Consider the following 22,947-nt stretch of genomic DNA (forward strand, 5'->3'; position numbering starts at 1 on the left):
ATGAGCCACCTGATCCTGCTGGCCGTGCCGCTGTTCGTGTTCCTCGGCCTGCTGATCGAGATGACCGGCATGGCCCGCGCCATGGTGGGCTTCCTGGCCAGCCTGCTCGGCCATGTCCGCGGCGGCCTGCACTACGTGCTGGTCGGCGCCATGTACCTCGTCTCCGGCATCTCCGGATCCAAGGCCGCCGACATGGCCGCCGTCGCCCCCGTGCTGTTCCCCGAGATGAAGGCGCGGGGCGCCAAGGAGGGCGACCTCGTGGCCCTGCTCGCCACCACCGGCGCCCAGACCGAGACGATCCCGCCCTCGATCGTGCTGATCACCATCGGCTCGGTCACCGGCGTGTCGATCACCGCCCTGTTCACCGGCGGCCTCCTGCCCGGCCTCGTGCTCGCCCTCACCCTCTGCGCCCTGGTCTGGTGGCGCTACCGCCGCGAGGACCTGCGCCACGTGGCACGACCGTCGGGGCGGGTCATCGGCCACGCCTTCCTGGTGGCGATCCCGGCGCTGGCGCTGCCCTTCGTGATCCGCTTCGCCGTGGTCGAGGGCATCGCCACCGCCACCGAGGTCTCCACCATCGGCATCGTCTACGCCGCGCTGGCCGGCCTGCTGATCTACCGCCAGTTCGACTGGCGGCGGCTCTACCCGATGCTGGTGACCACCGCGACCCTGTCGGGGGCGATCCTGCTGATCATCGGCGCGGCCACCGGCATGGCCTGGGCGCTGACCCAGTCCGGCTTCTCGCAGACGCTGGCCGAGGTCATGAAGGGCCTGCCCGGCGGCGCGCTCGGCTTCCTGTTCGTCTCGGCCGCCGCCTTCATCGTGCTGGGCTCGGTGCTGGAGGGCATCCCGGCCATCGTGCTGTTCGGCCCGCTGCTGTTCCCGATCGCCCGGGCGGTGGGCGTGCACGAGGTCCACTACGCCATGGTGGTGATCCTCGCCATGGGCATCGGCCTGTTCGCCCCGCCCTTCGGCGTCGGCTACTACGCCGCCTGCGCCATCAGCCGCATCCACCCCGACGCCGGCATGCGCCCCATCGTCGGCTACATCCTCGCCCTGCTGGTCGGACTGCTCGTCATCATCCTCGTCCCCTGGTTCTCCATCGGCTTCCTGTGAAGCCGTCCGACCGGGGGAGTGGGCGCGGTCAGATCATGCCGGCGCCGCCGGTGCGCACGATCCGCGCGCGCTGCTCGGCATAGCGTTCGGCCGCGGCGCGCCGCACCGCACCCTCAAGACGGCTGACGAGGTTCGCGAGGGTGGTCATCGTGCCCGATCCCGGTCCTGACCGGGCAGGGCGCCCGGTTTGCTGCGCTGCAATATGCGCGAGGCTCCGGGGACCTGTCAGGGGCTGTATCTCTGAGCTGTCATGCAGCGCGATCATGAGGTGCGCAGAGGGATATGAACCCGTATTCCGCACGCGGTGCCGATCTCGCCACCGCCGTCTTTGCGAGCGCAGCGAAGCAATCCAGCGGCGCCACGTTCTGCGAAGTCGCGCGGCCCTGGGTTGCTTCGCGGCGCTCGCAAAGACGGGGGCGCATCAACCAAGCGGATCGCCGGAAGCCTTATCGGGCTTGCGGCCTCGCCTGTCCGTCGAGGGGCAGGTCGCCCCGCGCCTCGAGTTCCTCGCGGATCGCGCGCTTGGTCACCTTGCCGTAGCCGGATTTCGGCAGCGCCTCCCAGAAGAACACCCGTCTCGGAAGCTTGTAGCGGGCGATGGCGGCGGACAGCCACGCGATCAGCTCCGCCTCCGCCACCGACGCCCCGGCCCGAAGGACGCAGACCGCCACGCCGACCTCGCCCCAGGCGGGGTCCGGCACCCCTAGGATCGCCGCCTCGGTGATCGCCGGGTGCGTGAGGAGCTTTTCCTCGATCTCGCGCGGGTACACGTTGGAGCCGCCGGAGATGTACATGTCCGAGGCGCGGCCGGTGATGAACAGGAAACCCTCCGCGTCGCAATGGCCGAGATCGCCTGTCCGGAACCAGCCGTCGCGGAACGCCGCCGCGTTGGCTTCCGGGTTGTCATAGTAGCCCGCGAACACCGCCGGGCCGCAGACGCAGATCTCGCCGGTTTCCCCCGCCGGGAGCTCGCGCCCCGCCGCATCCTGGATCTGGACCTGCATGCCGGTGCGCTCGATCCCGCAGGTGCCGACCTTCACGCCCGGCCCGTCCTCGGCCGCGTGCAGGCGCGGCGGCAGCACGGTGATGTTGCCGGTGACCTCGCCGAGCCCGAAATACTGGACCAGCACCGGGCCCAGCACCCGCAGGGCGTGCTGCTGGTCCGCCCGGTACATGGGCGCGCCCGCGTAGATCACGTGCCGCAGGCTGGAATGGTCGTGCGCCGCCACCGCCGGATGCTCGGTCAGCAGCTTCACGATGGTCGGCACGGTGAACAGGTTGGTGATCCGCCAGCGCTCCACGAGGGCCCAGGCCTCCTCGGGGTTCAGCCGCTCGCCCTCGGTCAGCACCGTCTTCGCGCCGGCCGCGACCTGCGCGAGCTGATGGATGCCGGCCCCGTGCGAGAGCGGCGCCACCACCAGCGAGGCGTCGGCCTCGGTGGTGCCCGGCATCAGGTCGCAGAGGTGGTTGGTGATCACGAAGGCCATCTGGCCGTGGGTGAGGACCGCCGCCTTCGGCCGCCCGGTCGTGCCCGAGGTGAAGAAGAACCAGCACGGGTCGTCGTGCGCGACATCGGCGGTGGGCGCGGCCTGGCCCAGATGATCGGCGACGAGGCCGTCGTAATCGGTCCCGAAGGCGTCACCGCCGATCTCGACCACCACCCGGAGGTCCGGGCAGGCAGCGCAGATCGCGGCGGCGTGATCCGGGAATCCGGCCCCGCAAATCAGAGCGGTGGCACCGCTGGCGCCGGCGAGATAGGCGACCTCGGGGGGCGTCTGCCGGAAGTTGGCCGGCACCCAGACGGCGCCGAGCCGGAAGCAGACGAACATCGACTCGAACAGCGGGTTGCCGTTGCGCGCCTGGACCAGCACGCGGTCGCCCTTCGTCACGCCGCGGGCCGCGAGGGCCGCCGCCATGGCGTCGACCCGGGCGTCGAGCTCCGCCCAGGTCCAGGTGCGGGAGCCCCAGGCGAGACCCACCGAAGCCGGGAGGCGGCGCGCGGACCGGCGCAGGAAATGCGCGAGGTTCATCACCCGCCGGGAGCACGGCGCGACCCCGCCGCGCGGCGCCCCCGCGGCACCCATCAGGTCAGCTTCCCGGAGGCCTTCTCGAGCAGCGACCAGCCCTCGTCGCCGTAGCGGCCCTTCCACTCGGCGTAGAAGCCGGCCTTGCGCAGCTTGTCGCGGAAGGGCTCGGGATCGGGCTTGTTGAACACCATGCCGTTCTTCGTGAGATCGGCCTGGAGGTTGGCGTTGAGCTGGGCGACGTCGGCCCGCTCCTTCAGCCCGGCGGCGTTGATGTGGCGGGCCACCATGTCGCGCAGGTCCGGCGGAAGCCGCTCCCAGGCGCGCCGGTTCGCCAGGAACCAGTAGCCGTCCCACATGTGGTTGGTCAGCGAGCAGTACTTCTGCACCTCGTAGAACTTGGTCGTGGCGATCACCGCGAGCGGGTTCTCCTGGCCCTCGACGATCTTGGTCTGCAGGGCCGAGTAGGTCTCGTTCAGGTTGATCGAGGCCGGCGCCGCGTCGAAGGCCTTGAACATCGAGGTCCAGAGGGGCGAGACCGGCACGCGGATCCTAAAACCCTTGAAGTCGTCGGGCGTGGCGATCGGCCGGGTCGACGAGGTGGTCTGGCGGTAGCCGTTGTCCCAGATCTTCTCCATGGCGACGAGGCCGGCCTTGGCGATCTGCTGGCGGACCCAGGCGCCGAGCTCGCCGTCCATGGCCGGCCAGACGGCCTCGTAGTTCGGGAAGGCGTAGCCGATGCCGTTGATCGACGCGTTGGGCACCAGCGTCGACAGGATCAGCGGCGACATCGTGAAGAACTCGACGCTGCCCGAGCGCAGCTGGCTCAGCGTGTCGGTGTCGGAGCCGAGCTGGCTCGTCGGGAAGATCTTGAGGTCGAACCGGCCGCCGCTCTCCGTGCGCAGGGCCTCGGCCATCTCGCGGGCGCGGATGTTCATCGGGTGCGTGTCGGGCAGGTTGTTGGCGTACTTGTAGGTGAAGTCCGCCCGCTGCGCCCGCGCCACGTGCGGCGCCGCCACCGTGCCGGCGAGGAGAGCCGTTGAGCCCGTCGCCAGGAAGTGCCGGCGGGACAGGGGATAGCGGAACAGCGACATGGCGGCCCTCTCGAAGCGGGCGCGCGGGCCCGGCGTTTCCTTCGGTCCGCGTCGTTGGCGCACGGACTCGATCTGACGCCTACCGCCTCTCACCGCGGGCCCGTCGCCGTCAACGGCCGGCCCGGGCTCACGCTATCGGATCAAGGGGTTTTCGTAACGGGCGGTGCGCTCTGCTGAGGCGCTCACGGCATGACGGGCGGGTGGTAGGTCAGCGTGAAGGCGAGCGCCCAGAGCAGGAACAGCACCAGCGGCAGGTGGACGATCAGCTGCAGGAAGCTGAACCCGACGATGTCGCGTGCCTTGAGGCCGAGGATGCCCACCAGCGGCAGCATCCAGAACGGGTTGATCAGGTTCGGCAGCGCCTCGGCGGCGTTGTAGATCATCACCGCCCAGCCGAGATGGACCTTCAGTTCGTTCGCCGCCTGCAGCACGTAGGGTGCCTCGAGCAGCCACTTGCCGCCGCCCGAGGGCACGAAGAAGCCCAGGATCGCCGAGTACACGCCCATGGTCAGCGGGAAGGTGCCGGTGGTGTTGAGGCTGACGAAGGCGTGGGTGATCGCATCCGACACCGACGTGCCGGCGGCGTTCTTGGGCACCGTCAGCATGCCGCTGATCGCCGCGTAGAGCGGGTACTGGATCAGGATGCCGGCGGTGGCCGGCACCGACTTCGCCACCGCCCCGAGGAAGCGCTTGGGCCGCCAGTGCAGCAGGAGGCCGAGCGTCAGGAACAGCAGGTTGTAGGTGTTGAGGTTCGAGATCGCCACGATCCAGGATTGGCGGGCGAATTCCTGCACGATCCAGCCGCCGGCGATCAGCACGAGCAGGATCGTCAGGATCGGCGAATGCTCCAGCCACTCGCCGGGCTGGCGCGCGGGCGGGATGTCGTTGGTCTCGCGGGTGACATCGACGCCGAGCGTCTCGGCGGTAACGGCGGTCTCGCGGCGGGGCGCGGAGGCATACGCGATGGCGATGGAGACCACGAACAGGATCAAGGCGATCAGCATCGACTGCCAGAGGAAGATCGTCTCGCTGAACGGGATCACACCGGAGATGGCGAGCAGGGTCTTCGTGAGACTCGCGGGGTTCGCCTGGAGCTGCGCCGCCGAGGACGAGAGGCCGAGCGCCCAGGTGGCGCCGAGCCCGAGATAGGCCGCCGCCCCCGCGGCCCTGTAGTCCATCTTCAGGTCGGCGCGGCGGGCCAGCGCACGCACGAGCAGGCCGCCGAAGATCAGGCTGAGCCCCCAGCTGAGGAAGGACGAGATCATGGTGGCGCCGGCCACGAAGCCGACGGCGCCGCGCCCGGTCTTCGGGACTTGGGCCATGCGCTCGATCAGCGCCTGAACGGGCGGCGACACCGCCACGACGTAGCCGCCGATGGTGACGAAGGCCATCTGCATGGTGAAGGGGATCAGGCTCCAGAATCCGTCCCCGAAGCTTTTGGCGACGGCGGCCGCCGGCGCGCCGTTGGCCAGCGCACCCAGCGCCACGATCACCACCGCGATGGCCACGAAGATGAAGGCGTCCGGGAACCAGCGCTCCGCCCAGTTGGTGAAGCGTATCCCGAGCCGCTCCAGGGCTCCGCCAGCCTGGGCCGCGCCCGGACCGGCGGGGGGCGCGCCTGTGCCACGGCGCGTGCCACGGGTCGCGTCAGCAGATCCAAGCGCCATCGAGATCCTCCCCGGCCAGCTCTCCCGACCGGCTGGGGGGCAGGATGGCGCGGGAAGTCGCGAACTCAAGGCGTGGGACTGTCACAGCGCGATGAAATCGTGACCGGCCGCGCCGTCGCTCGGCGACCCGGGCTCAGAGCCGGCCCGGCACCGCCTCGCGCAGGACCCGCTCGGCGGCGGCATCCTCGATCTTGTTGATCAACCGGCTCGCCTCGTGCTCGTCGCGGAGCGTCTTGGCGAGGGTGAAGGTCGTGCCCGTGAGGAAGATCGCCGCCATGGCGAGGTAGCCCTTGATCCAGATATCGGCGGGCAGGAAGAAGATCCCCATCGTCAGCATCGCGGCCGCGGCGGCGAAGCTGACCAGCGTGAAGGTCTTCCAGGCGGCGGTGTGCGGCATCTGCGGTGTCATCGTGCATGCTCCTGTGGGTGAAGGCGGGTGGAAGGGCAGGGTGGTCAGGCCCCGGCCCGGAGGCGGTCGAGCACCGCCCGCGGGTCCGTGCGGCGACGGCCGTAGCCGGCCGCGTCGAGGTCGGCCTCGATCCCGGCCGTCGCGGCGGTCTCCAGATCCGCCAGGGCCTCGGCGACGTCCGCCTCGGCGGCCTGCCGCGTGCGCAGGCGCGCCAGTGTCCGCTCGGCCTCGCCGAGGGCGCCGGCCGAGAGCGTCGTGACCCGGCGGCCCTCGAGCCCGGCCCGCCGCATCGCCTCGGTGGTGCGGGCGGTCTGGAGGCCGCGGTCCAGGTCGCGCAGACGCTCGGCGCCCTGCGCGACGAGGCGCTTCAGCCGCTCGGTCTCGGCGGCGAAGCGGTCGGCGGCGTCCTGCCGGTCGGCCCGCTCGTCCTCGAGAGCCGCGATCAAGGTCGCCGCCTCGGTCCCGAGGTCGTCGCGCCCGTCGGCGAGGGCCCGGCGCGCCCCGTCCGACAGGGTCTCGATGCGCCCGGTGATGGCGTCGAGCGCCCGCGCCTCGGCGGCGTGGTAGGCGAGCGCCACGGCGAGTTCCCGCCGGGCGGTCGCCAGCGCCCCCGCGGCGTCGCGGATCTGCTGGCGCAGGATCGTCACAGCATTGGCGTCGTGGATCGCCTGGGCGTTGTCGGCGATGGCGCCGCGCATCAGGATGGAGAGGGTTCGCATCACGGCTCACCTCGCGGAACGGCGCCCCGGACCGTGTCCAGGTTTAATTGAACGTCGTTCAAAAAACAGCTAATCACGGGCCTGCAGCATCCGCAAGGCATAAAATGAACATTGTTCAGAAAAAAGAGCGCGGTCGTCCGCGGAAGGGGCAGACCGACCGGGCAGCGGATCGCCAAGCGCTCATCGATGCGGCTGTGGCGATCCTGGACGCGGGCGGCGCGGCGGCGCTGACGGCCCGCAGCGTCGCCGAGCGGGCCGGCACGGCGGTCGGCTCGGTCTACACGCAGTTCGAGAGCCTCGAACTGCTGCGGCTGGAGGCCAACGCGGTCACGATGCACCGTCTCCGGGACACGCTCGCGGCCGCGCTGGCCGCCTGCCCGGCCGGCGGAACGGAGGACCGGCTCCTGTGCCTAGCCGACGCGTATCTCGCCTTCGCGGCCGCCAACCATGCCGCCTGGGCGGCGGTCTTCGAGCGGCGGACGGTGGCGGCGCCGGAGGCCGTGCAGGCGGATATCGCGGCCCTGTTCGGGATCCTGGAGGACGTCCTGCGCGACGGCGGCCGGCTCGCCGAGGCCGAGATCCCCGTGATGGCCCGGGCGCTGTGGTCGAGCGTCCACGGCATGGCCTACCTCGCCGATCTCGGGAGCCTCGGGCCCATCGCCATGGACGACGTGCGCCCGATGATCGACGCCCTGGTGCGCGCCGCGGTGCGAGGGTTTTCCGGAGGGTGAGGGATCGGGCGCGACCTGTGGCGACCGGTGAGGGTTACCGAACGCACACATCTTCCCTCGGGACGAGGAGAATGAGCGGGATGCGCGCGTCTTCCTCCCCCCCTGCGGGGGAGGGAGACGCGGAAACGATCGCTCTCGTTCTCGAACGGAGATGTGTGAACATCGTCGCTCCAAGGACACCCAGCCCGCCGTTCCGGGGCGTCGCAGGCGAGCCCGGAACAGCGGTGTCGAGTCGTGCAATCCGGCGCAGACCGTTCCCGCGCGCAGCTGCACCGTGTTTGGAGCGTGAGGTTTCTTCACACGGCGCGTGAGACATCGAGAATTGTCCGGTTCCGGGCCCGGGAATAGGTTCGGCCGGGCTTCGGGACAGGCGGGGAGGCAGCGTGGGCGACAGGACCATCCGGACCGGCCAGTGTCATTGCGGCGCCGTGCGCTTCGAAGCGACCCTCAGCGACGGGTTCGACTCGATCCGCCGCTGCACCTGCTCCTACTGCCGGATGCGCGGCGCCGTCGTCGCCATGGCGGAGATGGGCGGGATCACCATCCTGCAGGGCGCGGAGGCGCTGACGCGCTACCGCTTCCACACCGGGTCAGCGGAGCACTTCTTCTGCGCCCGTTGCGGGATCTACACCCATCATCAGCGGCGGTCCGACCGGAACCTCTACGCCGTCAACGTGGCATGCCTCGACGGGGTGAGCCCCTTCGACTTTCCAGAGGTGCCGGTCATGGACGGCGTCAACCACACGAACGATACCGGCCGGCCGACGCGCCGCGCCGGCACGCTCCGCTTTGTCTGCGAATAGGTCCGCGACGAGTGAGGCTCAGGCCGCCTTCACCTGCGCCAGGAACGCCTTGACCGCCTGATCGAGCTCTTCCGATCCGTGAGCGAGACCGCGCGCGGCCGTCAGCACCTGCGCGGAGGCCGCCCCAGCCTCGTCGGCCCCGCGGCGCAGGTCGACGACGTTCGCCGACACGCCCCGCGTCCCGGTGGCGGCGCTCGCCACCCCGCGCACGATCTCGTGGATCGCCGCGTTCTGCTCCTCCATGGCGGCCGCGACCCCGACCGCGATGGCACGCATCTCCTCGATGGTCCGGCCGACCTCGCCGATCGCCGACACCGCCTCCCGGGTCTCGCCCTGGATCCGCCCGATCTGGCCAGAGATCTCCTCGGTGGCCCTGGCGGTCTGCTCGGCCAGCGCCTTCACCTCGGAGGCCACCACCGCGAAGCCGCGGCCGGCCGCGCCCGCGCGGGCCGCCTCGATGGTGGCATTGAGGGCGAGCAGGTTGGTCTGGCCGGCGATGGAGGCGATCAGCCCGACCACGTCGCCGATCTTGTCGGTGCCGGCGGCGAGCGCCCGCACGGTCGCCTCGCCCTGGCGGGTGCTGGCGGCGGCCCGGCCGGCGATCTCCGAGGTGCGCTGCACCTGCCCGGCGATCTCCTGGACCGAGGCCGACATCTCCTCGGTGGCCGCCGCGGCGGTCTCGACATCCGCCGAGGTTCCGGCCGCCTGCGCGGCGACCGCACCGGAGCGCTCGGTGGTGCGCGCGGCGGTGTCGGTGAGCGCCCGCGCCGTGTCCTCGAGCTCAGAGGCCGCCGCCGCGAGCCCGCGGCTGAGATCGGCCGCCCGCGTCTCGAAGGCCCGGGTCAGGCGGTCCAGGGCCTGCGCCCGGCGGGCGCTCCCCTCGGCGTCGGTGGCGGCGCGGGTATCGGTCTCGGCCTTGGCGATGAGCGCGTCCTTGAACACCTGCACGGCGCCCGCCATCGCGCCGATCTCGTCGGTGCGCTCCCGCGCCGGCACGGGAGCGCCGGTCTCGCCCGCCGCGAGGCGGTGCATGGCCCGGTTCAGCGCCAGGAGCGGCTGCGTCACGCGCCGGCCGATCAGCGCCGCCAGCAGGCCGATCAGCGCCACGACCACGAGCATCCCGGCCGCGGCCTTCCAGGCCGCCCCCCACAGGATCGCCGCGGTGTCGTCGGCGTAGATGCCGGTGCCGATCACCCAGCCCCAGGGCGCGAAGCCGCGCACGTAGGAGAGCTTCGGCACGGGGGCGTCGGCGCCGGGCTTGGGCCAGTAATAATCGACGAAGCCCTGGCCCTGCCGCTTCACGGTCTCGACGAAGTCGACGAACAGCCGCTTGCCGGTCGGGTCCTGCACGGCGGCGAGGTCCTTCCCTTCCAGCTCGGGCTTCATCGGATGGGCCACCATGCGGGGCTGCATGTCGTTGACCCAGAAATACTCCTGGCTGTCGTAGCGAAGATTCTTCAGGGCCCGGATCGCCGCGCCCTGGGCGTCCGCCCGGGACAGGCGACCGGCCCGCTCCTCGCCCTCGAAATAGGCCGCGACCCCGTAGGCCACGTCGGTGAGATTGCGGGTCTTGGCCATGCGGTCCTGCTCGACCTGCGCCTTCAGGCTGAACAGCCCGACGCCCGAGACCGCGACGATGCCGACCAGCGCGGCAGCCGTGATGGTGTGGAGCTTCGCCCCGATGCCGATCCTCACCCGCGCCCCCGCGATAATGAATACACTTTGCGGAATATTGCAGCGTCTGCGTTAGCGGACCGTGAAGGTAGGCCTTGCGCGCACCGGCTGGAGCCTGTCCACTCCCGGTCCAACGAAAGCCCGGGCTCCTGCAGAGGACACCGCCGGGCCACAGGGAGAAGCGTCATGGTGCGTACGTCGCGGACGGGCTCGTTGCTGCCGGGCCGCCGCCGGCTCCTGCGGGCGGGACCGGCCCTCCTGCTGGCCGGGCTGGCATTCGCCATCCCCGCGCGGGCCGACGACGCCAAGGTCCGGATCAGCCGGCAGCCGGGTTTCGTCTACCTGCCCGCCGTGCTGGCCGAGCAGCACAAGCTGATCGAGAAGCACGCCAAGGCGGCGGGCCTCGGGGACGTCACGGTGGAGTGGGTCAACCTGACGAGCGGCGCGGCCGGCAACGACGCGCTGCTCTCGGGCAACATCGACATCGTCGACAGTGGCTCCACCAACATGCTGCTGCTGAACGACCGCACCAAGGGCGACGTGAAGGGCCTGTGCGGGGTCGGCTCGACGCCGATGCTGCTGCTCACCCGCAACCCGGACGTGAAGGAACTCAAGGACTTCTCGTCCAAGGACAAGATCGCGCTGCCCTCCGTGAAGGTCTCCTCGCAGGCGGTGCTGCTCCAGATCGCCGCCAAGAAGGCCTTCGGCCCCGAGAACGCCACCAAGCTCGACCCGCTCACCGTCCAGCTCGGCCACCCGGACGCGGTGGCGGCGCTCGCGAGCCCGCACAACGAGGTCAACAGCCACTTCTCGCTGCCGCCGTTCCAGCAGCGCGAGCTGCAGGATCCGGCGATCCACAAGGTGCTGAACTCCTATGAACTCGTCGGCGAGCCGGTGAGCAACGCGATCTTCTACGCCCGGACCGGCTGGTTCAACCGCAACCCCAAGCTCGCCGCCGCCATCGTGGCCGCCATCGACGAGGCCAATGGCGAGATCGCCAAAGATCCGCTGAAAGCCGCCAAGGACTACGTGGCGGCCACCAACGAGAAGACCCCGCCCGAGACGCTCGTCGAGATCATGAAGGAGCCCGGGACGAACTTCTCCACGACCCCCTACGGCATCATGCTCCAGGCCCGGCACTTCTACGCCATGAAGACCATCAAGGCCGAGCCCAAGGATTGGAAGGACACGTTCTTCCCGATCGTCCACGGGCTGCCGGGGAAGTAGGCCCCCGCCCGGTCAGTGCGCCTCCACGGGCCCGGCGGCGCGCTGGGGCTTCTTGAGGATGGCCACCACGGCGAGGCTCGCCACGAGGCTCACCCCCACCAGCCAGAACCCGTCCGCGTAGGCCATGACGTAGGCCTCGCGGCGGACCTGCGCGGCGAGCTGGCCCAGCGCGACGCCCTTGGCGGCGAGCGGATCCGCGATGCGGGCATGCAGGCCGGCGGCCATGGTGGCGAGCCGGTCCTGGGTGCGGGTGGCGTTGACGGTGATCCCCTCGGCCAGCATCGAGAAGTGGAAGTGCTCCCGCCGGTCGATCATGGTCGACAGCATGGCGATGCCGATCGAGCCGCCGAGGTTGCGCATCATGTTCGACAGCGCCGAGGCGTCGGCGGTGTCGCGCGGCGCGAGGCCGGCCGTGGAGAGCTGCGAGAGCGGGATCGTGAACAGCGGCTGCCCGATGGCCCGCATGAGCTGCGGCAGGATCAGCTGGTCGGCGCCGACATCGTGGGTCAGGCCCACGTTGATCCAGCAGCTCGCGATGAAGAAGAGGGTCCCGGTCACCACGAGCAGCCGGGCGTCGACGGCGCGCATGAGCAGGGGCATCATCGGGAACAGGACCAGCTGCGGCAGGCCCGACCACATCACCACGGTGCCGATCTGCTCGGCGTTGTAGCCCTGGATCTGCGCGCAGTAGACCGGGATGATGTAGATCGATCCGAACGACACCGCACCCAGCACGGTCATCAGCACGCAGGCGCCCCCGACCGAGCGGTTGGCTAGAACCCGCAGGTTGATGAAGGGCTTGGAAGCCGTCAGCTCGCGCACGATGAAGCCGGTGATGCCGGCCGCGGCGAGCCAGCTCGCCTGAACGATCACGGGCGAGCCGAACCAGTCCTTGCGCTGCCCCTCCTCCAGCACGAAGGTCAGCGCCGGCAGGCCGGTCGCCATCAGGCCGATGCCGATCCAATCGCCCTTGAGCAGCTCGGCCCAGCGCGCGGGTGCCTTCTCGAAGGCGCCGAGCTGGATCGCGGCCGCGATCGGACCGAAGATCAGGTTCAGGTAGAAGATGTAGTGCCAGGACAGGTTGTCGGTGAGCCAGCCGCCCACCGTCGGGCCGATGGCCGGCGCGAAGGTCGCGGTCAGCCCGAACAGGGCGATGCCGACCGCCTGCTGGCTCTTGGGCAGCCGCGTCCGCACGATCACGATCGCGGTGGGGATCAGGACGCCGCCGGTGAAGCCCTGGCCGGCCCGGAACAGGATCATCTGGCTTAACGACGTCGAGAGCGCGCAGGCCAGCGAGAAGGCGGTGAACAGCATGGTGTTCACCGCGAGGTAGCGGCGCAGGCCGATCACCGAGGACAGCCAGCCGGTGAGCGGAATCACGATGATCTCGGCCATCAGGTAGGCGGTGGAGATCCAGCTCCCCTCCTCGGTGGAGGCGCCGAGCGCCCCCTGGATGTCGGCGAGCGAGGCGTTGGTGATCTGGATGTCGAGGATCGCCGTGAAGGCGCCGAGGATCGCGCCGAACACGGCGAGCCAGTCCCGGGCGCTCGCCTTCGCGTCGGGCACGGGCATGCCCACGGCCGGGACGGCACTCATCGCGGCAGGGCCTCGCTGACGAGGGCCGTCGGGGCGGGCTTGAGCCGTGCGGGGCTGACCGCCTCCACCGGGTCGGCGGTGTGGACGGTCGCCTCCACCGAGAGACCGGGACGCAGGCGGGCGACCAGAGGATCCGCCGGGTCGAGGGCGACGCGCACGGGCACGCGCTGCACCACCTTGGTGAAGTTGCCGGTGGCATTCTCGGGGGGCAACAGGGCGAACTGGGAGCCCGTGCCCGGGGAGAAGCTCTCGATCCGGCCCTCGAACGCATGGTCGCCGAAGGCGTCCACCGTGAAGGTGACCCGCTGGCCCTCGACCATGTGCCCGGTCTGGGTCTCCTTGAAGTTCGCCACGAGGTAGATGTCGCGCCCCATGGGAACCAGGGTCAGGAGCCCGGTGCCGGGGGAGACCACCTGCCCGATCCGCAGCGCCCGGTCGCCGGCCACGCCGTCGATCGGGGCCACGATGGTGGTGTAGCTGAGGTCGAGCTTGACCCCTTCGACCTTGGCCTGTGCGCCCTCGAGGCTCGCCCGGGTGCTCGCTTCGAGCGCCTTCAGGCTGTCGATCTGCTTCTGCGCGGCGTCGAGCGAGGCGGCGGCCTTGTCGCGGGCGGCGTGGCGCTGGCGCAGGTCGGCATCCGCCTGCTGCTGGCGCTGCACCGTGCCGGAGCCGGTCTGCAGCAGGTTCTGGTAGCGCGTGTATTCCTGCTGCGAGAAGGTGAGTGCGGCCTCGGCATTGGCGAGGTCGGCCTTCGACGAGGCGACCTGCGCCTGCTGCTGGATGATGGCCGAGGCGACGCCGAGCACCTGCGCCTTGTCCTTCTCGACCTCGGCCTCGGCCTGCTTGAGCTGGACCTGGTAGGACCGGTCGTCGAGGCGCGCGATGACGTCGCCGGCCTTCACCGACTGGTTGTCGCCAACCCGCACGTCCGCGACGATCCCGGCGATGCGCGGCGCCACCGTGACCTTGTCGGATTGCAGGTAGGCGTCGTCGGTGGTCTCGAGGAAGCGCCCGATGGTCCACCAGTGCCAGCCGTAGGTCCCGGCACCGCCCAGCGCGAGCAGGCCCACCAGCGGCAGGACGACCCGCGCCCGGCCGCGGCGCGGCTTCGCGACGGGACCGGGGCGTGCGACAGGGATCGCCGCGCCGCCGGCAACCGGCTCGGCGCTCTTGAAGCTGTCGCTGCGACGTGCGTCCATGGGGTCTGGCCAGAATTAAAACGGTACGGTATCGTTTTGATAATACGAAGGGTGCCGGTCTGCAAGGAGGATCGCGGGTGACGGCGACGGAGATCGAGCGGGCGGAAGCCGGGCCGCGGCGGGGCGGGCGGCCCACGCGCGCGGAGGCGGCCCGCCGCGAGGCGCACCTGATCGCCGTGGCGACCACGCTGTTCATGGAGCGCGGCTTCGACGCCACCTCCATCGACGCGGTGGCCGAGGCTGCCGGGATGAGCAAGCCGACGGTCTACGCCCGCTACCGCGACAAGCGGGCCCTGTTCGAGGCGGTCCTGCGCGAGCGGATCGCCGCGTGGCTGGCGCCCCTCGCCGCCGCCGCGGAGGCGCAGGCGGCCCGGGCCGGAACCGATGTCGGGACCGACGACGTCGAGGCGGCCCTGCACGACCTCAGCCGCACCCTGCTGACCCACGGGCAGACGCCGGGGGCCGCGATGCTCAAGCGCAACCTCGTGGCCCAGGCGCTGCAGTTCCCGGAGCTCGCCCGCCTCGCCCACGAGGAGGGCTGGCTGCGGGGCGTGCGCGCCGTGGCGCAGATCATCGACATCTTCGCCCGGCGCGGGCGGATCGCGGTGGCCGATCCCGAGATCGTCGCCGACCTGTTCCTCAGCCTCGTCCTCGGCCGGTCCTCCCAGGCGACCCTGTACGGCATCGCCACCGACCCGGAGATGCAGGAGCGGCGCCGGCAGGCGGCGGTGCGGCTGTTCCTCGACGGGGTGCGGCCGCGCTGACGGGCGACCGGAACGTTGCTGGCGCGCTCGGGGCGCGCTATATTCGGGAGTGGGATCGGCGGCAGCCACCGCCGATCCCTGGCAATTACCCGTTAGGGTTTAGCCAACTCAAGAACACCGGGTGGATGGCGAGTCGGAGGTGCACGCTCCACTCGCCATTTCCGTTTCTTGAGACTGCCAGAGAGAAGACCATCTCTCCACACTCCCGGCCGCGTGCGGCCGCGTGCGGCCTTCGCGGGTGAGTCGGTCAGGCTCACGGCATGAAGCTTAGCCGTATCTCCGCGACCTGAAGAATCCGCCTCCGGCGCCCCGAACCCGCGATTGCGCCCCTCCCGGCCCCGGCCTATATACGGACATCCCCATTCAACAGCGTGAGACGGGACATCCGGATCCACCATCCGGAGCCCGCGGCCCGATGCCCGGCCCCCGTCCCGCCAGGCCGGAGCACGAGAAGACATGTCCCAGGGTCCGCTGATGCCCAAGGCGACCGCCGTGTGGCTGGTCGAGAACACCTCGCTGGCCTTCGAGCAGATCGCCGATTTCTGCAAGCTGCACCCGCTCGAGGTGAAGGGCATCGCCGACGGCGAGGTCGCGGCCGGCATCAAGGGGCTCGACCCGGTCTCCACCGGCCAGCTCACCCGCGACGAGATCGAGAAGGCCCAGAAGGCGCCGCACTACAGGCTGAAGCCCGCCGTCTCGAAGGTGAAGCTGCCGGAGGTGAAGCGCACCACCAAGGGGCCGCGCTACACCCCGCTGTCGCGCCGCCAGGACCGGCCGAACGCCATCCTCTGGCTGCTGCGCAACCACCCGGAGCTGAAGGACTCGCAGATCATCCGGCTGGTCGGCACCACCAAGTCGACGATCCAGCAGATCCGCGAGCGCACCCACTGGAACTCGGGCTCGCTGCAGCCGATGGACCCGGTGACCCTGGGCCTCACCACCCAGATCAACCTCGACTTCGAGGTCCAGCGCGCGGCAGCCGACCGCCCGGCGGCGGTGGCGGCCGAGTCCGGCGCCTCGCTGCTGCCGACCGAGGTTTCCACGGCCCGCGACGAGCACGACCGCGAGCCCGAGGAGGAGCACGGCGGCCGCGAGGAGCGGCTCGACGCCGATTCGGTCTTCGCCAAGCTCAAGGGCCGGCACCAGGACGAGGACGACGAGGAGTAGCGCAGCGCGCAGCCCTCTCCTGTTCGGGCTACGATGTTCACAGATCTGCGCCGACGCGCGCTCCTCCCCTGGCGATCCCGGGCTTGCCCGGGATCGCTCGAGCGTGCGGGGAGGGGTTGGAGCTGAGGTTGGTGCAGGTTCGAGCGCGCTGGTGCCTTCCGCACCACCCCCACGCCTGGCCCCTCCCCGCAAGGGGGAGGGGAAAAGCGCTCTTTTTCCGGAGCGCCGGTGTCTGACTCAGAAGTGTGGATCCCGTAGCCTGTTCGGGAAAGGGACCGGCCGGCATGCCGGAGCGCAGGACCCCGGCCCTACACCGGTAAGGGGCGGCCCGTCGTCTCCGGCATGAACCACGGCACCACGAGGCCGATCAGGTAGACGCTCGACAGGGTCAGCGCCGCGGCGGCCACGCCGCCGAAGGAGGTGACGATCTGTCCGGCGACGATCGGGAAGATCCAGGCGATCAGCCGGGCGCCGTTGAACACGAAGCTCGCCGCCGTCGCCCGGACCGCCGGGGTGAACAGCTCCACGAGGTAGATCGCCATCCACGAGAAGGCGAAGCCCAGGGTGAAGAACCCGTTCAGGAAAGCGAGCCCCATGAACGGCACCAGCCCGCCGGTCCAGAGGTAGCAGGCGAGCGACGTGGCGATGCAGCCGATATAGGTGACGAGCAGGAAGCTCCGCCGTCCGAGGGCATCCGCCACGAATCCCGAGATCACATAGGCGCTGATCGCCCCGAGATTGTAGATGATGCCCATGCGCGGCCCCCAGACGTTGGCCGGCTCGCCCGCGGCCTTGGCCAGCCCCTCCGTGTAGGCCGGCAGCCAGGACGAGACCGCCCACCAGCCCACCGTGGTGGCGAAGGACATCGCGGTGGCGAGCAGCACCCGCCGCCGGCTCTCCGGCTCGCGGAAGATCTCCGCCAGGGTGAAGGGGCGCTGCGGGGCCCGCGGGGCGTGACCGGCATCCTCCGCGGTGGCGGCCCAGCGCTGTTCCTTCAGCGCCTGCATCCACTGCTCGGATTCCTCCAGCGCCCGCCGCAGGTAGAGGCAGACGAAGGCCGGCAGGGCACCGAGCGCGAACATGATGCGCCAGGACTGGTCGCCCATCGGGTTGGTGGCCGCCAGCACCGCCCACACGATGGCGGCGAGCACGGCGCCGCCGCCGAAGCCCGATTGCAGGAAGCCGCAGCCCTTGGGCCGCGCCCGGTTCGGCCAGGTCTCGGCCACCAGCGCGATGCCGGTGGACCATTCCGAGCCGATGGCGAGGCCGGTGATGAACCGCAGGAGCGCGAGCTGCGTGAAGCTCCCCGCGAAGGCGGTCAGTCCCGTGAAGACCGCGTAGCCCAGGATCGAGAGCATCATCATGCGCTTGCGGCCGATGTAGTCGGCCGCGATCCCGCCGAGCAGGCCGCCGAGGCCCCAGCCGAGCAGCGTGATGCCGATGGCGGCGCCGACGTAGAAGGCGGGCGCCTGGGCCTGCTCGGGGGTGAGGATGGTGTTGAGCGCCGGGCGGAGCGCGTAGACGAGCGCCACCGCCTCGTAGCCGTCGAAGATCCAGCCGAGATAGCTGCCCCAGAGGATCCGCCAGTGGCGCGGGGTGAGCCCCGCGTACCAGGGCGCGGACGCGTCCTCGTGCAGCACCGCGTCGCCCGAACTCATGCCATCCTCCTCCCTGGCGCCGGGACGGGACGCGGTCCCGCTTCCCGGCCGGAACCGTACCACAACCTGCATCCCGGATTGAGCAGCGGGTCCGGCCTGCGCGGCGCCCGGGACCGCCGGCCCGTCAGGGCGTGTAACCCAGGAAATCGGCCACCGCCTTCGAGAATTCCGGGGTCCGCAGGTAGCCGTACGACTTGTGCCGGTTCTCCGCGCCGTCCGGGCGCCGGTAGGCGTTGATCACCGGGACATCCCGCACCCGCACGCCGGCGGCGTTCGGCGCGTAGAGTTCCGCGAGGTCGTCGCCCACCGTGGCGATGTCCTGGCGGTCCATCAGGTTGGTCCAGGCGGTCAGCGCGGCCGGCACCCGGAGGTCGCCGTGCTCGGCGGCGAGCTTCAGCTTGAGCTCGGCAAGCCCCAGCGGCGAGCCGAGGGTGACCAAGTCGCAGCGGGGCAGGGGCGTCCCGTCCGCCTCGGCGGCGCGCAGCACGTCGTAGGCGATCAGGCCACCCATCGAGTGCGCGGCGATCAGGACGGTGTCCTCCGCGGCCTCGGCCAGCGCGACGCGCAGGCGCTCCCGGGCGGCGTCCCGGAACGCCGCGTCCTCGTAGTAGCCCCAGAGATCGTCGAGGCGGTACTCCAGGATCAGGTCGTCCACCGGGGTCAGGCCGGCGGCCTCCTGGAGGTGCGCGAGACCCCGGTAGATCCGATCCTTGAGGGTCGGCTCGGCGGCGGCGGGCTGGCCCGCCGGGGAGGGGAACGGTCCGAGACCGTGATCGGGAGCGTAGGGCTCGCGGTTGCTGTCGCCGGAGAGCGGCTGCGGGTAGCGCAGGTCCGCCCAGTAGACGAACGCGAGCGGAAGGTCGGCGGCGGTCAGCTGGAACCCGCCATTGCGGTCCAGACCTTCACGGATCGCCGCGTTCCACCAAGCGGCCTTCTCGTCGCGCGGCGGCTTGTTGGCGAGCCCGTGGATGCCGATGATGCGCGCCCGACCCAGTGTCCGCTCCCAGACCCAGAAACGATTGGCTGGACCAGATAGGGCAGCCACGCGCGGACGGGACTGCGGCTAAGTTTCCGGGCGAATACCGATCCGGCGTGCCAGACCCGGCCCCGATCGGGTTGCGCCTGGACGGAGACCCCTTTCGGCACCGGCCGCCCCACCCAGTCCCCTCATCCTGAGGTGCTGCGCAGCAGCCTCGAAGGAGAGATCCAGGGCTCGCGCGCTGGCGGGAGGGCTCCTTCGAGGCCCTCGCTGCGCTCCGGCCCCTCAGGATGAGGGGGCTCGGTGGGGTGACCGGGGTCCAAGACGCGGTGTGCCGGCCCCGGCGCCCCGGAGGCCGCTAGTCGAACAGGCTGGAGACGCTGGACTCGGTCGCCGTCCGGCCGATCGCCTCGCCGAGCAGCGGCGCGATCGTCGCCACCCGGATGTTGCGGGCGAGCTTGACGGCCTGCGTCGGCTGGATGGAGTCGGTGATCACCAGCTCCTTCATCCGCGAGGCGGCGATGCGGGAGACCGCGCCGCCCGAGAGCACCCCGTGGGTGATGTAGGCCGAGACGTCCTTGGCGCCGGCATTGAGCAGGGCCTCGGCGGCGTTGACCAGGGTGCCGCCCGAATCGACGATGTCGTCCACGAGGATGCAGGAGCGGCCCTCGACCTCGCCGATGATGTTCATCACCTCGGACTCGCCCGGGCGCTCCCGGCGCTTGTCGACGATGGCCAGCGGGCAGTCGATCCGCTTGGCGATGGCGCGGGCGCGGACCACGCCGCCGACGTCCGGCGAGACCACCATCCGGTCGGCGGTCGGCAGCCGCTCCTTGATGTCGCGCACCATCACGGGGGCGGCGAACAGGTTGTCGGTGGGGATGTCGAAGAAGCCCTGGATCTGGCCGGCATGGAGGTCGAGGGTCAGGACGCGGTCGGCGCCGGCCTCGGTGATCAGGTTCGCCACCAGCTTGGCGGAGATCGGGGTGCGGCCCGAGGTGCGCCGGTCCTGCCTGGCATAGCCGAAATACGGGATCACCGCCGTGATGCGCCGGGCCGAGGACCGGCGCGCGGCGTCGATCATGATCAGCAGTTCCATCAGGTGGTCGTTGGCCGGGAACGACGTCGACTGGACGATGAACACGTCCTCGCCGCGCACGTTCTCCTGCAGCTCGACGAAGATCTCCATATCGGCGAAGCGCCGGACCATGCACTTGGCGAGCGGCAGCTCGAGATAGGCCGCGATCGCCTCGGCCAGGGGCCGGCTGGCATTCCCGGCGATGATCTTGATCGAGGATTTCATGGGCGGCCGCTCACTCGCGGCCGGGCTGCCCGCCGCGCTCCGATGACCGGTCCCGTCACGGGCCGGAACGATGCGATGACGGGCGAGGCTCTTAGCAGCGGGCATGAAGTGTCACAATGCCTTCACGCAGGCTCTCCGCAGAAGCGTGGCGCAGGGCTCGCGGCGCTCAGGGAACCTGCGGCTCCAGCAGCCGGTGCAGGTGGACCACGAAGTAGCGGGTCTGCGCGCTGTCGACGGTGGCCTGGGCCTTGGCCCGCCACGCGGCCTGCGCGGAGGCGTAGTCCGGGTAGATGCCGACGATGTCGAGGTTCTTGATGTCCCGGAAGCGGACGCCGTCGAGATCCTGCAATTCGCCGCCGAAGACCAGGTGCAGCTTCTGGTCGCTGTCGATCGCCGTCGCCATGGCTGAATCCTCCGCTCTCGCTCGCCGCGCTCAACCGGGGGCTCGCAAATGGCGGCCCGCCGGTCAAGCCTGAACCGCCGCGGCCCGGACTTGCCGCGTGCGTGGCCCCATCGTGGCCCGAAGCGCGGATCCTTGCGCGGATCTCCGCGCGGCTTGGCGGCGGGGCGAAACCCTGGACGCGCCGTGGTAGGAAGCGGCGCATGACAGGAAGGCTTCTCCCCATCGCGGCCCTGACGCTCGCCCTCGCCGCGGTGCCGGCTCTGGGGCAGCAAGCGGGCCGGACGCCGAGCCGGACCGCACCCGACAAGGGCGCTCCGGACAAGAGCGCTCCGGACAGGGGCAGTCCGGACAAGGGCGCTCCGGACCGGCGCGGCGGCCCGCCGGTGATCGGCTGCCCGTCGCTGGCGAACTACCGGATGCTGATGCGCGACGGGGTGCAGGCGGCCGCCGCCCAGCTGGCCGATCCCAAGGCGGACCATCTCGGCTGCGCCACGCTGTCCCGCACGGAGATCACCGGCATCGCCGATCACGTCTTGCTGGGCGGCCAGAGCTACGACTGCGCCGGCATCCGCGGCACCACGGCCTGCCACTGGATCGAGGCCGGGGCATCCGGCCGTCCCGGACCCGCCGGCCGCTGACGGCCGGCCCGCTTCAGCGCAGGTAGCCGCCGGCGCGCAGGTCCCGTTCCACGGCCTCGTGGACGGCCTGGAGGGGATTGTCGTTCGTGGCGGCCGGCGCCTGCAGCGGCGGCATCGGGGCGATTTTCGTGTCGAGCCCCGGCAGGATGGTCGGTCCGGTCTCCGTCGCGGCACGCGGGAACCGGCGCGCGGCCAGCGTCCGCAGGGCTGCGCGGGCGCCGGACGGGATGAGTGTGGCGAGCCGGTCCAGCATGGCCGGCGTCGGTGCTTGCCTCGATGCCTGCCTCGGCGCTTGACCGGCGGCCGGCGGAGGCGAGACGTGGGCGTCGGGACGGTTTTTCACGGGATCACCAGCGGAACGACCGAATACGGGAAACGAGGCAAGAAACCTACCGTTCCGATGGCCTAGTATTGCCAATTTCCCAGATATTGTCGCCCAGGTGGCGCATTGAATTGTTCGATCGGTTCAGAGCGTATGAAGATGGACCGCGGCTTCTCGCCTGACGGGATCGCATTCGTCCCGTTCGCGCAGCGCTCCGGCAGATCACGCGGCCGTCATCCGCAACGCGTCGGCACGGCTTCGGCACGGCTTCGGACAGCCGCCGTCGCGCGGGACGCGCCGGATCGCCGCCCCGTCCGCGCGGTTGTGCAGAGGATCCGCGCCGTTGCGGCCTGCACCGACGAACGCGGCCCGGCCGGCACCAGTCGCCGCATCGGAGCGATCCGGTTCAGGCGTGAACGGGCTGGATCACGTTGCGCAGGGTCCCCAGCCCGACGATCTCCGACTCCATGACGTCGCCGGGCTTGAGGAATTCCGGCGGCTTGCGCGCGTTGCCGACGCCGGGGGGCGTGCCGGTGGCGATGATGTCGCCCGGCACGAGGGTGAGGCCGTGCGACAGCTCGGCGATGATGCGGGCCACCTTGAAGTACATCTGCTGCGTCGAGGCGTCCTGCTTCACCACGCCGTTCACCCGCGTGATCAGGTGGAGGTTGGCGGGATCGAGGTCGGACGCCGGGACGATCCAGGGGCCGATCGGGCCGTGACCGTCGAGGCTCTTGCCCTTGAACCACTGACCCCCGTGGAGCTTGATCTGCATGTCGCGGGCGGTGGTGTCGTTGAGGACGCTGTAGCCGAACACGTGGCCCATCGCGTCGGCTTCCGGGATGTTGCGGCCGCCGGTGCCGATGATCACGGCGAGTTCCACCTCCCAGTCGATCGCGGTCGAGACCTCCGGATCGAAGGGAATCGGGTCGTAGGGACCGTTCACCGTGTTGACGCCCTTGGTGAAGAACACCGGATGGGCCGGGTACTCGGCGTTCGTGCCGCGCGCGGCCTGCCCCTCGGCGAAGTGCTCCAGGTAGTTCCAGCCGACCGCGTAGATGTTGCGCGTCGGCGTCGGGATCGGCGCGAGGAGCCGGACGGTCTCCACCGACGGCCCGTCGCCCGCCGCGGCGGCGCGGCGGACGGCGTCGAGCGCCGCGGGGCCGGCCTCGATCAGCGACACCATCCGGGCCGGGTCGAAGCCGGGCAGGGCGGCGCGCGACAGGTCGACGACGCGCCCGTCCGCGCGCACGGCGCCGAGGCGAGGGGCGGCGCCCGCGTCGGGCAGGAAGGTGACGAGGCGCAGGGCCTCGCCGCCCGCGGGCGGGATCGGGCGGCCCGGACCGGCGCTGGGGGTCTGCGCGTCGGGCGTCAGGGCGGCGGCCGGCGTCGCCAGCGCACCGGCCGCCGTCACGGCCGCGGAGAGGTGCAGGAAATCGCGCCGGGTGCTCATG

The 22,947-nt window shown here is 70.9% G+C and carries 21 protein-coding genes; 7 read left to right on the forward strand and 14 right to left on the reverse strand.

The genetic code is table 11. The features are described 5' to 3' along the window. Positions 1-1,116: TRAP transporter large permease (locus ACLBX9_RS25100; protein WP_447718402.1), on the forward strand; the 1,116-nt coding region annotated here is incomplete at its 5' end. Positions 1,117-1,562: 446 nt separating this feature from the next. Here ACLBX9_RS25100 and ACLBX9_RS25105 read toward each other — a convergent pair. The 5 genes from ACLBX9_RS25105 to ACLBX9_RS25125 all read right to left on the reverse strand — a co-directional run bounded on the left by ACLBX9_RS25105 (position 1,563) and on the right by ACLBX9_RS25125 (position 7,029). Next, positions 1,563-3,200 carry an acyl-CoA synthetase gene (locus ACLBX9_RS25105; RefSeq protein ID WP_447720847.1) on the reverse strand — a complete coding sequence of 546 codons (1,638 nt, stop codon included), beginning with the start codon at positions 3,198-3,200 and terminating at the stop codon, positions 1,563-1,565. Then, complete coding sequence (locus ACLBX9_RS25110; protein WP_447720848.1) at positions 3,200-4,234, reverse strand: TRAP transporter substrate-binding protein; 1,035 nt, start codon at positions 4,232-4,234, stop codon at positions 3,200-3,202. Before ACLBX9_RS25110 ends, ACLBX9_RS25105 begins: the two co-directional genes overlap by 1 nt. A gap of 182 nt (positions 4,235-4,416) precedes the next feature. Continuing rightward, on the reverse strand, positions 4,417-5,901 hold the full coding sequence (locus ACLBX9_RS25115; RefSeq protein ID WP_447720849.1) for a short-chain fatty acid transporter: 1,485 nt from the start codon (positions 5,899-5,901) through the stop codon (positions 4,417-4,419). Positions 5,902-6,034: 133 nt separating this feature from the next. Next, positions 6,035-6,310, reverse strand: coding sequence for a YiaA/YiaB family inner membrane protein (locus ACLBX9_RS25120; protein ID WP_010687142.1), 276 nt, complete (start codon positions 6,308-6,310; stop codon positions 6,035-6,037). 44 nt (positions 6,311-6,354) lie between these two features. Next, a complete protein-coding gene (locus ACLBX9_RS25125; protein WP_010687143.1) occupies positions 6,355-7,029 on the reverse strand; it encodes a PspA/IM30 family protein in 675 nt (224 codons plus the stop codon). A 104-nt stretch (positions 7,030-7,133) separates the two neighbouring features. Between ACLBX9_RS25125 and ACLBX9_RS25130 the strand changes: the two genes are divergently transcribed. Both ACLBX9_RS25130 and ACLBX9_RS25135 read left to right on the forward strand, forming a co-directional pair. Continuing rightward, positions 7,134-7,760 (forward strand): TetR/AcrR family transcriptional regulator, encoded by a 627-nt coding sequence (locus ACLBX9_RS25130; RefSeq protein WP_010687144.1) that lies wholly within the window; start codon positions 7,134-7,136, stop codon positions 7,758-7,760. 383 nt (positions 7,761-8,143) lie between these two features. Further along, on the forward strand, positions 8,144-8,563 hold the full coding sequence (locus tag ACLBX9_RS25135; RefSeq protein ID WP_010687145.1) for a GFA family protein: 420 nt from the start codon (positions 8,144-8,146) through the stop codon (positions 8,561-8,563). A gap of 18 nt (positions 8,564-8,581) precedes the next feature. Here the strand turns inward: ACLBX9_RS25135 and ACLBX9_RS25140 are convergent, their stop codons facing one another. After that, a complete protein-coding gene (locus ACLBX9_RS25140; protein WP_039894794.1) occupies positions 8,582-10,258 on the reverse strand; it encodes a cache domain-containing protein in 1,677 nt (558 codons plus the stop codon). A gap of 165 nt (positions 10,259-10,423) precedes the next feature. Here ACLBX9_RS25140 and ACLBX9_RS25145 point away from each other — a divergent pair, with 165 nt between their 5' ends. After that, positions 10,424-11,464, forward strand: a complete 1,041-nt coding sequence (locus tag ACLBX9_RS25145; RefSeq protein ID WP_447720850.1) for an ABC transporter substrate-binding protein — start codon at positions 10,424-10,426, stop codon at positions 11,462-11,464. 12 nt (positions 11,465-11,476) lie between these two features. Here ACLBX9_RS25145 and ACLBX9_RS25150 read toward each other — a convergent pair whose 3' ends face one another. Further along, positions 11,477-13,060, reverse strand: coding sequence for a DHA2 family efflux MFS transporter permease subunit (locus tag ACLBX9_RS25150; protein ID WP_447720851.1), 1,584 nt, complete (start codon positions 13,058-13,060; stop codon positions 11,477-11,479). Further along, positions 13,057-14,259: an HlyD family secretion protein gene (locus ACLBX9_RS25155; protein ID WP_447720852.1), complete on the reverse strand. Its 1,203-nt coding sequence runs from the start codon at positions 14,257-14,259 to the stop codon at positions 13,057-13,059. The genes ACLBX9_RS25150 and ACLBX9_RS25155 overlap by 4 nt, the downstream gene beginning before the upstream one ends. Positions 14,260-14,336: 77 nt before the next feature. Between ACLBX9_RS25155 and ACLBX9_RS25160 the strand changes: the two genes are divergently transcribed. Continuing rightward, positions 14,337-15,023, forward strand: coding sequence for a TetR/AcrR family transcriptional regulator (locus tag ACLBX9_RS25160; RefSeq protein WP_447720853.1), 687 nt, complete (start codon positions 14,337-14,339; stop codon positions 15,021-15,023). Positions 15,024-15,479: 456 nt separating this feature from the next. Beyond that, a complete protein-coding gene (locus ACLBX9_RS25165; RefSeq protein WP_039894795.1) occupies positions 15,480-16,190 on the forward strand; it encodes a DUF1013 domain-containing protein in 711 nt (236 codons plus the stop codon). A 308-nt stretch (positions 16,191-16,498) separates the two neighbouring features. Here the strand turns inward: ACLBX9_RS25165 and ACLBX9_RS25170 are convergent, their stop codons facing one another. The 4 genes from ACLBX9_RS25170 to ACLBX9_RS25185 all read right to left on the reverse strand — a co-directional run bounded on the left by ACLBX9_RS25170 (position 16,499) and on the right by ACLBX9_RS25185 (position 20,533). Continuing rightward, positions 16,499-17,848 (reverse strand): MFS transporter, encoded by a 1,350-nt coding sequence (locus ACLBX9_RS25170; RefSeq protein ID WP_447720854.1) that lies wholly within the window; start codon positions 17,846-17,848, stop codon positions 16,499-16,501. 124 nt (positions 17,849-17,972) lie between these two features. After that, positions 17,973-18,893: a hypothetical protein gene (locus ACLBX9_RS25175; RefSeq protein ID WP_447720855.1), complete on the reverse strand. Its 921-nt coding sequence runs from the start codon at positions 18,891-18,893 to the stop codon at positions 17,973-17,975. A 292-nt stretch (positions 18,894-19,185) separates the two neighbouring features. After that, entirely contained in the window at positions 19,186-20,130 is a 945-nt protein-coding gene (locus tag ACLBX9_RS25180; protein ID WP_039894797.1) for a ribose-phosphate pyrophosphokinase, read from the reverse strand. Between the two features lie 166 nt (positions 20,131-20,296). Beyond that, positions 20,297-20,533 (reverse strand): DUF4170 domain-containing protein, encoded by a 237-nt coding sequence (locus ACLBX9_RS25185; RefSeq protein ID WP_010687153.1) that lies wholly within the window; start codon positions 20,531-20,533, stop codon positions 20,297-20,299. Positions 20,534-20,733: 200 nt separating this feature from the next. Here ACLBX9_RS25185 and ACLBX9_RS25190 point away from each other — a divergent pair, with 200 nt between their 5' ends. Next, positions 20,734-21,171: a hypothetical protein gene (locus ACLBX9_RS25190; protein WP_447720856.1), complete on the forward strand. Its 438-nt coding sequence runs from the start codon at positions 20,734-20,736 to the stop codon at positions 21,169-21,171. Between the two features lie 13 nt (positions 21,172-21,184). On the opposite strand, the gene ACLBX9_RS25195 is transcribed toward ACLBX9_RS25190, so the two are convergent. Together ACLBX9_RS25195 and ACLBX9_RS25200 are read right to left on the reverse strand one after the other, a co-directional pair. After that, a complete protein-coding gene (locus ACLBX9_RS25195; protein ID WP_010687155.1) occupies positions 21,185-21,424 on the reverse strand; it encodes a hypothetical protein in 240 nt (79 codons plus the stop codon). A 475-nt stretch (positions 21,425-21,899) separates the two neighbouring features. Further along, complete coding sequence (locus ACLBX9_RS25200; RefSeq protein ID WP_010687156.1) at positions 21,900-22,946, reverse strand: fumarylacetoacetate hydrolase family protein; 1,047 nt, start codon at positions 22,944-22,946, stop codon at positions 21,900-21,902. Position 22,947 lies beyond the last annotated feature (1 nt).

It is taken from the genome of Methylobacterium sp. A49B (assembly GCF_053346215.1).